The organism is Aeromonas sp. R2-4 (genome assembly GCF_040908365.1).
Classification (GTDB): Bacteria; Pseudomonadota; Gammaproteobacteria; order Enterobacterales; family Aeromonadaceae; genus Aeromonas; species Aeromonas veronii.
In genome coordinates this window covers 21854-34554 of sequence record NZ_JBFODO010000017.1, presented here as the reverse complement: position 1 = coordinate 34554, position 12701 = coordinate 21854, and the positions used below count along the sequence as shown (strand labels likewise).

General features: G+C 60.7%; 13 protein-coding genes and 3 tRNA genes. 9 read left to right on the top strand and 7 right to left on the bottom strand.

The window, feature by feature from the left end; all coding sequences use genetic code 11:
• Positions 1 to 5: 5 nt before the first annotated feature.
• From AB5Z05_RS08435 to AB5Z05_RS08425, 3 genes are all read left to right on the top strand, one after another.
• A tRNA-Val gene (locus AB5Z05_RS08435) sits at positions 6 to 81 on the top strand.
• A gap of 24 nt (positions 82 to 105) precedes the next feature.
• Positions 106 to 181: transfer RNA gene (locus tag AB5Z05_RS08430), tRNA-Lys, on the top strand.
• Positions 182 to 197: 16 nt separating this feature from the next.
• Positions 198 to 273, top strand: a tRNA-Val gene (locus tag AB5Z05_RS08425).
• A gap of 329 nt (positions 274 to 602) precedes the next feature.
• Here the strand turns inward: AB5Z05_RS08425 and AB5Z05_RS08420 are convergent.
• Positions 603 to 1916, bottom strand: coding sequence for a sodium-dependent transporter (locus tag AB5Z05_RS08420; RefSeq protein ID WP_058056587.1), 1314 nt, complete (start codon positions 1914 to 1916; stop codon positions 603 to 605).
• 431 nt (positions 1917 to 2347) lie between these two features.
• Here AB5Z05_RS08420 and AB5Z05_RS08415 point away from each other — a divergent pair, with 431 nt between their 5' ends.
• On the top strand, positions 2348 to 3067 hold the full coding sequence (locus AB5Z05_RS08415; protein WP_267518651.1) for an ABC transporter substrate-binding protein: 720 nt from the start codon (positions 2348 to 2350) through the stop codon (positions 3065 to 3067).
• A gap of 3 nt (positions 3068 to 3070) precedes the next feature.
• Here AB5Z05_RS08415 and AB5Z05_RS08410 read toward each other — a convergent pair whose 3' ends face one another.
• Together AB5Z05_RS08410 and AB5Z05_RS08405 are read right to left on the bottom strand one after the other, a co-directional pair.
• On the bottom strand, positions 3071 to 4384 hold the full coding sequence (locus tag AB5Z05_RS08410) for a sodium-dependent transporter (RefSeq protein WP_005335722.1): 1314 nt from the start codon (positions 4382 to 4384) through the stop codon (positions 3071 to 3073).
• Between the two features lie 210 nt (positions 4385 to 4594).
• Entirely contained in the window at positions 4595 to 5434 is an 840-nt protein-coding gene (locus AB5Z05_RS08405) for a 2OG-Fe(II) oxygenase family protein (protein ID WP_338772532.1), read from the bottom strand.
• A gap of 207 nt (positions 5435 to 5641) precedes the next feature.
• Here AB5Z05_RS08405 and AB5Z05_RS08400 point away from each other — a divergent pair, with 207 nt between their 5' ends.
• A complete protein-coding gene (locus AB5Z05_RS08400) occupies positions 5642 to 6205 on the top strand; it encodes a DUF2799 domain-containing protein (protein WP_005362971.1) in 564 nt (187 codons plus the stop codon).
• 51 nt (positions 6206 to 6256) lie between these two features.
• Here the strand turns inward: AB5Z05_RS08400 and AB5Z05_RS08395 are convergent, their stop codons facing one another.
• Complete coding sequence (locus AB5Z05_RS08395; RefSeq protein ID WP_368151025.1) at positions 6257 to 7075, bottom strand: Cof-type HAD-IIB family hydrolase; 819 nt, start codon at positions 7073 to 7075, stop codon at positions 6257 to 6259.
• 110 nt (positions 7076 to 7185) lie between these two features.
• Positions 7186 to 8415, bottom strand: coding sequence for an MFS transporter (locus AB5Z05_RS08390; protein WP_368151024.1), 1230 nt, complete (start codon positions 8413 to 8415; stop codon positions 7186 to 7188).
• A 106-nt stretch (positions 8416 to 8521) separates the two neighbouring features.
• Here AB5Z05_RS08390 and AB5Z05_RS08385 point away from each other — a divergent pair, with 106 nt between their 5' ends.
• Positions 8522 to 9145, top strand: coding sequence for a metalloregulator ArsR/SmtB family transcription factor (locus tag AB5Z05_RS08385; protein WP_103250914.1), 624 nt, complete (start codon positions 8522 to 8524; stop codon positions 9143 to 9145).
• A 311-nt stretch (positions 9146 to 9456) separates the two neighbouring features.
• Positions 9457 to 9933 (top strand): Lrp/AsnC family transcriptional regulator, encoded by a 477-nt coding sequence (locus AB5Z05_RS08380; RefSeq protein WP_005304871.1) that lies wholly within the window; start codon positions 9457 to 9459, stop codon positions 9931 to 9933.
• Between the two features lie 131 nt (positions 9934 to 10064).
• Here AB5Z05_RS08380 and AB5Z05_RS08375 read toward each other — a convergent pair whose 3' ends face one another.
• Positions 10065 to 10382 (bottom strand): hypothetical protein, encoded by a 318-nt coding sequence (locus tag AB5Z05_RS08375; RefSeq protein WP_005343224.1) that lies wholly within the window; start codon positions 10380 to 10382, stop codon positions 10065 to 10067.
• A 145-nt stretch (positions 10383 to 10527) separates the two neighbouring features.
• A complete protein-coding gene (locus tag AB5Z05_RS08370) occupies positions 10528 to 10755 on the bottom strand; it encodes a hypothetical protein (RefSeq protein WP_005335715.1) in 228 nt (75 codons plus the stop codon).
• Positions 10756 to 10961: 206 nt separating this feature from the next.
• Between AB5Z05_RS08370 and AB5Z05_RS08365 the strand changes: the two genes are divergently transcribed.
• On the top strand, positions 10962 to 11417 hold the full coding sequence (locus AB5Z05_RS08365) for an NUDIX hydrolase (protein ID WP_257701008.1): 456 nt from the start codon (positions 10962 to 10964) through the stop codon (positions 11415 to 11417).
• Between the two features lie 58 nt (positions 11418 to 11475).
• A complete protein-coding gene (gene chrA, locus AB5Z05_RS08360) occupies positions 11476 to 12642 on the top strand; it encodes a chromate efflux transporter (RefSeq protein WP_368151022.1) in 1167 nt (388 codons plus the stop codon).
• Positions 12643 to 12701 lie beyond the last annotated feature (59 nt).

The following is a 12701-nucleotide window of genomic DNA, read 5'->3' as shown; positions in this document are numbered from 1 at the left end:
TCCCAGGTCGTTTAGCTCAGCTGGGAGAGCACCTCCCTTACAAGGAGGGGGTCACTGGTTCGATCCCAGTAACGACCACCAGTTTGTAGAAAAAATGATTTAGATGGGTCGTTAGCTCAGTCGGTAGAGCAGTTGACTTTTAATCAATTGGTCGCTGGTTCGAATCCAGCACGACCCACCATCATTTCAGAATCCCAGGTCGTTTAGCTCAGCTGGGAGAGCACCTCCCTTACAAGGAGGGGGTCACTGGTTCGATCCCAGTAACGACCACCATATTCGCAAGCGAAGCTGAGATATCAGCTGCGTTTGCAGAGAAAGTCCCCACTAAGATGGGGATTTTTTTTGCCCGCAATTCAGTACTTCAACTTCTTCTGTTGCCGGTGTGGCGAGCCAAGCTCCACCTCTTATAGTGCCACTCTGCCACTCTGCCACTCTGCCACTCTGCCACTCTGCCATTTCGCACATCCTCTACTCTGCTCTGCCGAGATTGCCCGACTGCACTCCTGTCCATCGTGATGCTGCTCATATGAACGCCTGTAATAAAGTAAACGCCAGCAATAAAAAGGGCAGGCCAAGGCCTGCCCGCAAAGATGCGCAAGGTGCTACATGATCCCGCGGATCAGGATCCCGCTGATCAGCAGCGGCGCCACCACGCGCCAGCACCAGAGCAGCGCCAGACGCAGGGCGGGTGACAGGCCCGCAGGCAATATGGCATCACCCAATCGCCAGCCCAGCAGCAGGGTCAGTACCAGACCAAACAGCGGCATCATCAGGTTGGAGGTGAGGTAGTCGAGCAGCTCGAAGATGGTCTTGCCAAACAGGGTCAGATCGCTCCATGGGCCGAACGACAGGCTCACCGGAATGCCGGATGCCATGATAAGCAGGGTCAGTACCCGGCAGGCGCCACGGCGCGACCAGCCCCACTCCTCGGTGGTAAAGCGCACCAGATGCTCCAGCATGGAGATGGAGGAGGAGAGCGCCGCCACCAGCAGCAACAGGAAGAAGACAACTCCGAGCCCCTGACCGAACGGCAGATGGCTGAACACGGCTGGCATGGTCATAAAGGTGAGTCCTGGGCCTGCGGTAGGGTCGATACCGGTGGAGGCTAGCGCCGGGAAGATCATCAAGCCCGCCAGCACCGAGATAAGGCTTGCCAGTGTGACCACCCAGACCCCGGAGCGCAGTACCCCTTCGCTATTGGGCAGGTAGGCGCCATAGGTCGTGTGTACCCCTAGCCCGATGGAGAGGGAGAAGAAGGCCAGTCCCAGCGCGTCCAGCACGCTCTGGCCGGTCAGCATGGAGAAGTCCGGCAGCAGCAGCTGGCGTACACCCGCCATGGAGCCCGGCATGGAGAGACCGACCCCCACCAGCAACAACATCATGATGAAGAGCGCGGGCATCATCCAGCGCAGTGCCCGCTCCACCCCTTTCTGAATACCCCCCTGCACGAACCACCAGGTCAGGCCTGCGAAGATCAGATGGGTCAGCACCGGCCACCAGGGGTTGCTGACATAGCCGTTGAACAGGGCGGTGAGGGCGCTTCCTTCGCTCAGATTGAGCTTGCCAGCCATCGCCAGCGCGGCGTAACCCACGGTCCAGCCGCCCACCACGCTGTAGAAGCTGTAGATAAAGAAGCCGCAGGCGATCCCCATATACCCCATCCAGCGCCAGTTCGGCCCCACCAGTTTGCGAAAAGCGCCGAGCACCCCGCGCTGACTATGGCTGCCGAGCAGAGTTTCGCCGACCTGTACCGCTACCCCCAGGGTAAAGCTGAACAGCAGAAAAACCAGCAGGAAGGCGCCACCGCCATTGGTGGCGGTCACATAGGGAAACTTCCAGATGGCACCAAGGCCAATCGCTGTGCCTGCTGCGGCCAGCACATGACCGAGACGGGAAGACCACTGAACCTGGCTCATACAACCTCCGGGTAACACGACATCGAAGCAATACTCCTGAGTAGCAATAAACGACAGACCATAAAAAAGGCCGCCTGAGGCGACCTTTGCAATGAACATTCAGAAAAACTGTGCGTGCAAGGTCACCTCTCTTGCGAGCTAAAAAATCGACCAAACAGCACGAGGATGGCAGACATGAGGTGACAACCTGACCAATGAATGAGGAAACAGCCTAAACCATGGAAAGAATAATTGACACATAAAATCAAAATTTTTTTTGTGTGCCGCTGTCATCACTCTGACTGTACGTACAACTCAATGGGGGAGAACCTCGCCGGGCCGTATCTTTTCTACCTTGTGGCTATTTACTGGGCGATAATCGACGTAGCTTCTTCTGGAACTAGTGACCGCTACATGGCGCGGACGGGAACAACGATGAGACAGGATGTCGTATGAGATGGATGGTGCTGCCCTGGTTGCTGATCAGCCTGAGTGTGTCGGCGCAGCCCGGATTAACCCTGCTGAGTCACGACTTACCTCCCTTTACCGAATACCGCGACGGCAAGCTCGACGGATTTGCCATTCGCCTGATCGATGAGGTGCAGGAGGAGCTTGGCACCCGCTATCCGGTGCGGATTTACCCGCTCAAGCGGGCGCTGGCGCTGGCACGGGTCGAGCCCGGCTATGGACTGTTCGTGGTACAGCGGCTCCCGGAGCGGGAGTCCCATTTCAAATGGGTTGGCCCGCTCTTTATCAATCGGGTCTTTATCTATCAGGCACCGGATAGTCGCCACCCGCTGACCTCGCTGGCGCAGCTGCGGGATCTGCCCAGAGTGGGGGTCGTGCTGGGCAATGCCGATGATGTGCGGCTGACCCATGAGGGCTACACCAATCTGGTGCGCTACAAGACGGTCGGGGAGGCGATAGAGCGGCTGATGTTGGGCAAGATCGATGCCTTGCCGATGGCGGAGCTGGTGATGGAGGCCACCCTCGACAAGATGGGGTTATCCCGGCGCAGCATCGTCAGCAGTGGTGTACTGCTTCATCAGGCCGGTCTCTATATCGTCTTCTCCAAGGGGACGGATGATGCCGAGATCACCCGCTGGCAGCATGCCCTGGAGGCCGTCAGAGCCGCCCAGGGGCGGGCCGATGAGCCCGCCCGCGAAGAGTAACCGTCACACCAGACCGCGAATCAAGATCCCGCCGATCAGCAAGGGGGCAATCCAGCGCCAGCAGTTCATCAGCAGGTGATGCCAGTGGCTGGCAATCCCCTGCGGCAGCGCCTTGCGCCCCAGCTTCCAGCCCAGCAGCAGCGTCAGCATCAGGCCAAACAGCGGCATCATCAGGTTGGAGGTGACAAAGTCCAGCAGCTCGAAGATGGTTTTGCCAAACAGGGTTGCGTGTTGCAGCGGGCCAAACGACAGGCTGACCGGAACACCGCTAACCATGACGAATCCAGTGATGGCGCTGCAGGCCGTGCGGCGTGACCAGCCCCAGGTCTCGCACAGGAAGCACTGCAAATGCTCCAGCAGGGAGATGGCCGAGGAGAGCGCCGCAAAGACCAGCAGGGCGAAGAAGATCACCTCAAGCACCTGACCGAAGGGCAGCAGCTGAAATACCGCCGGCATGGTCATAAAGGTGAGACCGGGGCCAGAGGCCGGGTCGATACCGGTCGAGGCCAGCACCGGGAAGATCATCAAACCCGCCAGCACTGCCACCATGCTGGCCAGCAGCACCACCCAGAGGCTGGAGCGACCAACCCCTTCGCTGGTCGGCAGATAGGCGCCGTAGGTGGTGTGGATGCCAAGACCGATGGAGAGGGAGAAGAAGGCCAGCCCCATGGCATCGAGCACGCCGGACATCCCCAGCTTACTGAAGTCGGGCATCAGGAAGTGACGTACTCCCGCCATCGCATTAGGCAGGGTGAGGCCAAAGGCGACCAGCATCAGGATCATCAGGAACAGGGCCGGCATCATCCAGCGCAGGGTACGTTCCACCCCTTTCTGGATCCCGCCTTGTACCACCATCCAGGTGAGGGCGGCAAACAGCAGGTGAGTGAGGATTGGCCAGACGTCGCCGCTGACATAGTCATTGAAGCGGGCGGTGAGGGCTGCCGCATCGCCATGGTTGAGCTGGCCTGAGATGGCCATGCCGGTATAACCCAAGGTCCAGCCGCCCACCACGCTGTAGAAGCAGTAGATGAGCAGGGTAGAGATCACCCCCATTACCCCAACCCAGCGCCACTGTTTGCCGAGCAGATCGGAGAAGGCACCGACTACCCCGCGGCGACTCATGCTGCCGAGCAGGGTTTCCCCCATCAGTACCGCAACCCCCAGGGTGAAGCTGAACAGCAGAAAGACCAGCAGGAAGGCGCCACCGCCGTTGACGGCGGTGACATAGGGGAATTTCCAGATTGCGCCGATACCGACCGCAGAACCCGCTGCGGCGAGGATGTAGCCGAGTCGGGATGACCATTGGGACTGCTTCATAAGAACTCCAATCGAGCGCCCCTTGGCAGGGCAGAATGGCGCTCATGTTACGGAGGTCACGGCGCAATCACTACGACGGTTATCAGGTGTAAATGCGATTTATTGGCATGATTGGCTAATTTAATTCTGTTTTTAGCCCAATCCTGCCACCATATAAAAACCGGAGCGAGATTGCTCCGGTTTGGTCTCTGACAATTGCTCGTCGGCGGACTAGATCACTCCCAGCTCCCGCAGCCGCTCCATCAGGTAGCTGTGGGCGGTATGACGCTCGGAGAGCACTACATCCGGGCGCGGATGGAGGAACAGCGGCAGGGAGATACGCGACTTGGCGGCGCTGCCACCGGTCGGGTTGATGACCCTGTGAGTGGTGGAGGGATAGTAGCCGCGAGAGGCCTCCTGCAGCATGTCGCCGATATTGATGATGAGGGTGCCAAAGTCGCACGGCACGTCCATCCACTCGCCGTCGGAACCCTTCACCTGAAGCCCCGGTTCGTTGGCGGCGGGCAGAATGGTGAGCAGGTTGATATCCTCGTGGGCGGCGGCGCGGATGGCGCCCGGCTCCTCGGTACCATCGAACGGCGGATAGTGCAGCACCCGCAGCAGGGTCTTCTGGCTCTCTTCGATCATCGAGGAGAGGGGGCAGCTGTAGTTGGCGGCGATATCGGCCGGGGTATACTGCTCCACCCAGCCCAGCAGCTCGGCGGCCAGACCGTTGGCCAGACGATAGTACTCCATCGCCTGCTCTTTCAGCTCTTGTGGCATCTGGCCCCAGGGGTAGATGTGGAAGTACTCCTTGATGTCTTTCTGGCTATGGCCCTTGGCCACCTCGGAGACCGAGGGCGGGAAGTAGCCATCTTGAGTCTCGCGGTTGAACAGGAAATCCTGCTTCTGCTCGCTCATGAAGAAGCGATACCAGTTGTCGTAGATGGACTGCACCAGCTCTTTCGGAATGGGGTGGTTGGTCAACACGCCAAAGCCGGTGGTTCGCAGGGATTCGGTGAAGCGTTGGGCCGCATCGGGTGAGCGGTAATCGACGGTCAGGACTTTCATTGTTTTTGTTGCGCGCCAGTTAAAAGATGGCGCAGTTTACCTTGCACCTGATAACAAGGAAAGCGGGTTGGCCACCCCGTCTGGCACGGCGTTGAATAGTGACAAAAACATCAAATAAACCGCACCAGACCGCACGGGAGCGGATCCCTTGTTATGGCCTTTTATCCTCTCTAGAATGCCGCTCACTATCTTTTCCGGAGTCTGTTCATGTCCCCCAAAATCCTGTTGCTGACCCTGCCGGTATTGCTGGCGGGATGCAGTGCCCTGTCAGAAGATGAGTGCCGCACCATGAGTTGGTACAACCTGGGTTATCAGGATGGATCGGAAGGCAAAACCCGTCAGGCGACCCGCGACTACGTTTCTTCTTGCAGTGAATATGGCCTCAAAGTGGATGAAGCCGAGTGGAAACGGGGCTACGACAAGGGGTTGGAGCTCTACTGCATTCCCGAGCTGGCTTACAGCAAGGGCAAGGAGGGGCAGGCTTATCTGGGGGTATGCCCCAATGACGCCAGCTTCCTCAAGCAGTATCAGCGTGGCTACGAAGAGTACAAACTGGCTGCTCGCCTGCGGGAGATCAGCGACGAGCTGGAGCGTACCGAGCGGGATATCGATACGCTGGAGCGCAGCATCCGCAACGAAACCAACACGGAACAGCGCGACTACTACCGCGCCAAGCGCGATCGGGCCATTCGCCACTACGAATCCCTGCGCCGGGAGTACAACCGTCTGCGTTATCCGGATCGGGTGATCCAGTTCTCCTTCGGCGGTTAATCCCTCTCTTCATGGCCAGCCCGCGTGCTGGCCATGTTGCACCCTGTCAGATCAGGGCAGTACCCAGCGCTGCAACGCCAGTGCGATACCATCTTCGTTGTGGTCGGCCGTGACCCGATGGGCATGGCTCTGGATCTGCGGGGCCGCATTGCCCATGGCCACCGCCAGCCCAACTTGCTCGAACATGCTGATGTCGTTGTTGTTGTCCCCAAACGCCACCACCTGCTCCATCGCAATCCCTTCGCTGGCTGCCCACTGGGCAAGCCGGTTGCCCTTGCTGCAACCGGGCTGCACCAGCTCCACCGCATAGGGGGCCGCCCAGTCGCGGGTAAAGGGCATCTGCTCGACCACCTCGCCCATAAAGGTGTGCAGGCGTGCCGGATCCTGATTGAACAGCTCCAGCTTCCAGACCGGGTTATCGAGCCAGCCTGCCAGCTCCTCGACCGGGTGGAGGGCGATCTTGAGGTGGTCCGGCTGATTGGCCGACCAGTGGCGGATGCGGGTGACATGATCTTCACAGCCGATGTAGCCAATGCCCTCGCTCAGGTGGAACAGGGCCCCCATCTGCTGCGCCTCGACCGCGGCCAGCAGCTCGGTAAGCGGGGCGGCCGCCAGCGGGTCGCCGCTGAGGATCCGGTTCTGCACCGGTTCATAGAGATAGGCGCCGTTGCTGCAGATGAGGGGGGTATCGAGGGCCAGCTCGTGGTGGAAGGGACGCGCCGTCATGTAGTGGCGCCCCGTGACCAGCAGTACCTTGATGCCGTGGGCGCGGGCCTGCGCCAGGGCTGCCCGGGTGGCCGACGAGATCTTGTGATCCCGGGTCAGCAGGGTGCCATCCATATCGAGCGCGATGGCCTTGTACTCACTCATAGCTCCTCCAGCATCGAACAAATCCGTAAAGAGCCTTACCGTCCCAGACCCGGCGCCCCGATGCAAGTCTTGCCCGCGGCCGAAGCGTCGAACTGTGATCCCTTCGTGGCTCAGGTGCAGCTTGCCAGCTGTTGACGACGGTCGGCACGGCGACGCAGCAGATAGAAACCGGCGGCACTGGCAAGGGAGCAGAGGGTGGCGAGATAGAAGGGCCACTCGGTACCGGCCAGCAGCACCAGACTGCCGAGCAGCACCGCCAGGATCTCGCTGCCCACGGCGAGGGCGCGGTAGAGCCCCATTGCCTGCCCCTGCTGCTCCGGGTGACTGCGGTTGGAGATCGCCACCGAGGTGGCCAGCTCCCCCAGACTCATGCCGATGCCAGCGGGAACGAAGGTGAGTGCCAGCCCCCACCAGTGCACGGGCAGGATAAAGAGCAGCATGCCGCTCGCCATCACCAGATGGCCGACGATGCCGAGGGAGCTGCCGCGCCAGTGACGGGCGATGCGGGAGCCGAGCCAGGAGCCCGCCATCATAGGCAAACTCACCAGCACCGCCGCTTGCGCCAGCTGGGCCGGATCCCAGGACAGCCGCTCCACCAGCCAGATATTGAAGTAGGTGAAATAGAGCTGCACGGCGCCATAGCTGATCAGGGTGAGCGCGAAGTAGGGCAGCAGGGCCGGTTGCAACAACAGCTGGCGGCTGGAGAGGGTCGCTGTCTGACGGGTGGCCGCCACCGGCGGACGATAGGGGATCAGCCAGTAGACCAGCAGCAGGTTGAGCAGGGTCATTCCTACCGCCAGCCAAGCGGCCAGACTGTAATCCCCCGAGATCACCGCGGCGTAGCCCCCGATCATCGGCCCCACTACCCAGCCCAGATTCATGCCGATATTGATCCAGGCGAAGCTGCGCGCCTTGTGCTCCTTGCCGGCGAGATCCGCCGCCATCGCCTGCACGATGGCGATGTTGCCGTTGCATAGCCCCTCCACAATCCGGCTGAGCAGCAGCAGGGGGAGGGAGCGCCAGGCGATACCGAGTGCCATCAGGGCATAGCCTGCCAGAACCCCCGCCAGCGAGAGCAACAGCAGTGGCTTGCGGCCATAGCGGTCGGAGAGGCGACCGAGCCAGGGACTGCCCACCAGCTGGAACAGCGGGTAGAGCCCCATAATGACCCCCAGCCACACCTTGCGGCTCCAGTCGGAGGCATCCGGCGTCAGCATGCCGTGGGCCGGATCCAGCAGCAAGGGTGCCAATACCGGGGAGGGGAGACTGAAGCCTGCAACTGCCAGCGTGACCGTCATGACCAGCACCCAGAGGGGATTTTTGTGCCCGTGTTTCTCCATGTCGCACCCATTAAGTAAAGTTATTGGTTTATTTATGCTGATTCATAGACGGGATTAAGTAAAGTGAATTGTTGATTTAATAAAGGGCGCTCCCCATAATGAGATCATGAACGCAAGCACCGACAAGATCCTGTTTCTGCTCAAGAGCCATGGCCCGCAGAGCGCCGCCGCGCTGGGGGAGCAGTTGCAGATGACCTCCATGGGCGCCCGCCAGCACCTGCTCGCACTGGAGCAGGAGGGGTGGGTCACATTCAGCGACGAGGCGCGCGGGCGCGGTCGTCCCGTGCGTCTGTGGCAGCTCACCGAGCAGGCCTGGCAGCGCTTCCCCGATAGCCATAGCGACCTGACCGTGCAGCTGATCGACAACGTGCGCGAGCTGTTTGGCGAGGAGGGGATGGAACGGCTGATCCTGCAGCGGGAGCTGCAGATGCTTGCCCGCTATCAGGAGGCGCTGGGGTCCCATGGCCTCTCTGGCCGGTTGGCGGCGCTCAAGGAGCTGCGCAGCCGCGAGGGCTACATGGCGGAGATCCGCCGCGAAGAGGATGGCAGCTGGCTGCTGTGGGAGAGCCACTGTCCCATCTGTGCGGCAGCGCGTACCTGCCGCGGTTTTTGTCGCAGCGAGCTGGCGCTGTTTCGCCAGCTGCTGGCGCCGGCGACGGTGGAGCGGGAGCAATATCTGCTGGAGGGGGCGCATCGCTGTCTCTATCGCATCACGCCGCCCGTGCTCTGATTTCGTCAAACGCCCAAAAACAACAAAGCAGGCGCCGGGATGCCTGCTTTGTTGCCTTCGGGGAGGGGGTTCTCTCGTTCCAGCCCGTCGTTTCCCGATAAGGTAAGACGGCTGATGGGGCTCTTGACCCGGTAAGGTCCTTCACCGCAGAGACCCGGTCAGGTATCTGCTTTGCCACCGGAAGATGTAACCATAGTATCCCTCCCGTGCCGGTGAGTGGTTGCAAAGTAACCACTTATTTCGGTTGTTTTTGCAATAGTTCACCCTTAATCTAGGAAAAGTGGATTAGTCATTGCAACGAGGAAGGGTAAATGCTGAAACTTGATCGCATAGACAGACATATTCTCGAGCTGATGCAGGAGAATGGCCGCATCAGCAATCTGGAACTGGCCGAGCTGGTCGGGCTCTCCCCGTCCCCCTGCTCCCGCCGGGTCAAGGCGCTGGAGGATGCCGGTCTCATCGACACCCACGTTACTCTGCTCAACGCCCGCCAGCTTGGCCTCACCCTCACCGCCTACATTCACATTTCCATGGACAGACATACGCCCGAGCGGTTCGAAAACTTCGACCGTGCCATCAGCGAGCTGCCCGAAGTGCTGGAGTGTGACCTCATCACCGGCAACGATGCCGACTACCAGCTCAAGGTGGTGGTGCGCGACATGGAGCACTACCAGCACTTCCTGCTGGACAAGCTGACCCATATTCCGGGGGTGACCGGAGTGCGCTCCAGCTTCGTGCTGCGCCGCATCAAGCACAAGACGGCGCTGCCGCTCAACCATCTGGGGTGAGCCCGCGCAAACCGCTCATATAAACAGAAAGAGGAGGCCAGTGGCCTCCTCTTTTGCTATTCGCTCTTGGTTATTCGGTAGTGGTTATCGGGTCTGGATTAGCTGTCGCGGTGACGGGGCGACTGCCGCTGTCAGACGCTGACCTGGCTGATGTCTTCCACCTGCAGCAGCCAGCCGCTCTGCTCCTGCTGCGGTTCGCCGCTGACCCGCAGCCGCTCGCCGGTCGGCACCCACTGCCCCTCGGGCAGGGATACCAGCAGGCTCTCGCTGCCGTTGTCGAACAGCCAGCGATCTTCGCCAAGCGATTCAATCAGATAACCTTCCATCTCCACTCTGGACTCGGCTTGCCAGGATGGCGCAACGGAATCACGGCTCTCGATGAAATCCCCCTGAACACCAAAACTGGCTAGCCCCCACAGAATGGAGAGCCCGACGATGGATGTTTGCATCTTGTCTCTCCTCTTTTGGAACTGTAGGGCCAGTATGGGAACAGAAAACTGAGCGCACCATGAACAAGGTGGCAAAGTGCTGGCGAGATCGCGAAAAAATCCGGCCAATTGGCCGGCAGTGTCATTTTATGGTGCCTGGATCACACTATTTGGCGGCTTCTTCTGCCATCCGTTCAGCTCTTGGCTTATTCGTCCACATGGCTACCCCGCGATGATCCCCACAGATCCCCTCTGCCACCACGGCGCGAACCCGGGTGCCATCTTTGCAAATGGCCTGCCAGGCGTCAGCATCATCGATGGCGAGCGAGTTGGGGGGCGGCGTGGTTTGGCAAGCCGTGAGCAGCAGGGCGCACAGGGGGAGCAATTTTTTCATGGCGGACTCCTCGGGGTAATGGGGGACTGAGAGGATTGGGATGACCTCTCCATCCGGGCTTCACTCCCCAGCATCAGTGATAACCGGTTAAGGGGCAAGGGGGGGGACCACTGACGGCCGCAGGTGCCGTGCAGCCGGGGCTTGCCCTGTGCCCTCCTTGGGCCTATGGTGAGGCCGTTTTATTGCCTGATTGAAGGAGCGTTTTCATGTCCACTCTCTATCCCCGCGTCGGGGTCGGCGTCATCCTGACCAACGCCCAAGGCCAGGTGCTGCTTGGCAAACGCAAAGGGAGCCATGCCCCCTACTGGTCGATCCCGGGTGGTCATCTGGAGTTGGGGGAGAGCTTCGAGTCGGCGGCGATCCGCGAGGTGGCCGAGGAGACCGGACTTGAGATCCACGGGCCCGAGGTGGTGGCGGTGACCAACAATCTGGAGACCTGGCGCGAGAGCGGGCTGCACTATATCTCGGTGACGCTGCATGCCAAGGCCGATGGCGAGCCGCAGCTGCTGGAGCCGGAGAAGTGCGAAGGCTGGGTCTGGTGCGATCCGCGCGCGCTGCCTGAGCCCCATTTCGACGCCAGCCGTCAGTCCATCGCCTGCTGGCTGGCGGGACGCTGCTACTTGCCGGGTTATGTGCCAATGGTGTCGGCCGAATCAGTCTGATTGTCATAAAACGATCATCGCGCTGTCATAATATCTCCTCTCCATCGGGAGAAGAGGGATGAGGGAGAAGAGCGTGGGACAGGTATTTATTCAGTTTTTATGGCTGGGATGCATCAGCTTTGGTGGTCCGGCCGCTCATATCGGCTATTTCCAGCGCACCTTCGTCCAGCGGCTCGGCTGGCTGACACAGGCCGAATTTGCCCGCTTGCTGGCGCTGTGCCAACTGCTGCCGGGGCCCGCCTCCAGCCAGCTTGGTTTCGCCATCGGTCGTCATCGCGTCGGTCTGGGCGGGGCGCTCTCAGCTTTTCTTGGCTTCACGCTGCCCTCATTTCTTCTGCTACTGGCGGCCGCGATCGGCATCGGCCAGCTGGGCAGCAATTTGTGGCTCGATGCGGCGCTGCATGGCCTCAAGCTGCTGGCGCTCATCGTGGTGGCCGATGCGGTGCTCACCATGAGTCGTCAGTTCTGTGCCACGGGAATGACCCAAGGGATCATGGTGGTGACCGCTGCCGCACTCTGGTGGCAGCCCGGTCTGCTGACTCAACTGTTGATGCTGGTGGGAGCGGCGCTGATCTGCGCCCGCAGCCAGCGCGGGGCGGGTAGTGTGCCAGCCTCCGCTGAGCTGCCTTCTGCCGTCAACAGTCAGCCTCATTGGCCGACCCTGCTGCTGTTTGGCATCCTTTTTATCGGTCTGCCGCTGCTCGGTAGTCCACTTGGTCAACTGGTTGCTGACTTCTATCGCGCCGGTAGTCTGGTGTTTGGTGGTGGCCATGTGGTGCTGCCGCTGCTGCAAGAGAGCGTGGGCCACACTCTCAACGAGCAGCAGTTTCTGACCGGTTACAGCCTGGCCCAGTTGGTGCCGGGCCCCATGTTTACCCTTGCCACCTATCTTGGCGCCCAGTTGCAGCCCGAGATGCCGATGATTGGGGCCCTGTTGGCGACCCTGGCGCTCTTTGCACCCGGCTTTCTGCTGCTCTGGGCGGTGGGCCCCTGCTGGCAACAGTGGCTGGCCCGGCCCCGTCTGGCGGGGGCTGTCACCGGCATCAATGCTGCCGTAGTGGGATTGCTGCTGGCGGCCCTCTATCAGCCGGTGTGGCAGAGCTCGGTGCTGGCGCCGACCGATCTGGCGCTGGCGGCCATCGGCTTTTATCTGCTGCGGGTGTTGAAGTTGCCGGTGCCGGCCATCGCGGCCCTGTTGGTGATGGCCGCCATCCTGCTGGCGTGAATGCGGTGAAATCCCGATAAAAAACGGCGCCTCCATAACGGAGGCGCCGTTTTTATTGC

What these genes read in the sequence shown, in the direction of transcription:
- AB5Z05_RS08370 (WP_005335715.1), bottom strand. Translation starts at nt 10,755, where the DNA reads ATGAAAAAATTGCTCCCCCTGTGCGCCCTGCTGCTCACGGCTTGCCAA.
- AB5Z05_RS08380 (WP_005304871.1), top strand. Translation starts at nt 9,457, where the DNA reads ATGCTGAAACTTGATCGCATAGACAGACATATTCTCGAGCTGATGCAG.
- AB5Z05_RS08385 (WP_103250914.1), top strand. Translation starts at nt 8,522, where the DNA reads ATGAACGCAAGCACCGACAAGATCCTGTTTCTGCTCAAGAGCCATGGC.
- AB5Z05_RS08410 (WP_005335722.1), bottom strand. Translation starts at nt 4,384, where the DNA reads ATGAAGCAGTCCCAATGGTCATCCCGACTCGGCTACATCCTCGCCGCA.
- AB5Z05_RS08390 (WP_368151024.1), bottom strand. Translation starts at nt 8,415, where the DNA reads ATGGAGAAACACGGGCACAAAAATCCCCTCTGGGTGCTGGTCATGACG.
- AB5Z05_RS08395 (WP_368151025.1), bottom strand. Translation starts at nt 7,075, where the DNA reads ATGAGTGAGTACAAGGCCATCGCGCTCGATATGGATGGCACCCTGCTG.
- AB5Z05_RS08365 (WP_257701008.1), top strand. Translation starts at nt 10,962, where the DNA reads ATGTCCACTCTCTATCCCCGCGTCGGGGTCGGCGTCATCCTGACCAAC.
- AB5Z05_RS08420 (WP_058056587.1), bottom strand. Translation starts at nt 1,916, where the DNA reads ATGAGCCAGGTTCAGTGGTCTTCCCGTCTCGGTCATGTGCTGGCCGCA.
- AB5Z05_RS08400 (WP_005362971.1), top strand. Translation starts at nt 5,642, where the DNA reads ATGTCCCCCAAAATCCTGTTGCTGACCCTGCCGGTATTGCTGGCGGGA.
- AB5Z05_RS08375 (WP_005343224.1), bottom strand. Translation starts at nt 10,382, where the DNA reads ATGCAAACATCCATCGTCGGGCTCTCCATTCTGTGGGGGCTAGCCAGT.
- chrA (WP_368151022.1), top strand. Translation starts at nt 11,476, where the DNA reads ATGAGGGAGAAGAGCGTGGGACAGGTATTTATTCAGTTTTTATGGCTG.
- AB5Z05_RS08405 (WP_338772532.1), bottom strand. Translation starts at nt 5,434, where the DNA reads ATGAAAGTCCTGACCGTCGATTACCGCTCACCCGATGCGGCCCAACGC.
- AB5Z05_RS08415 (WP_267518651.1), top strand. Translation starts at nt 2,348, where the DNA reads ATGAGATGGATGGTGCTGCCCTGGTTGCTGATCAGCCTGAGTGTGTCG.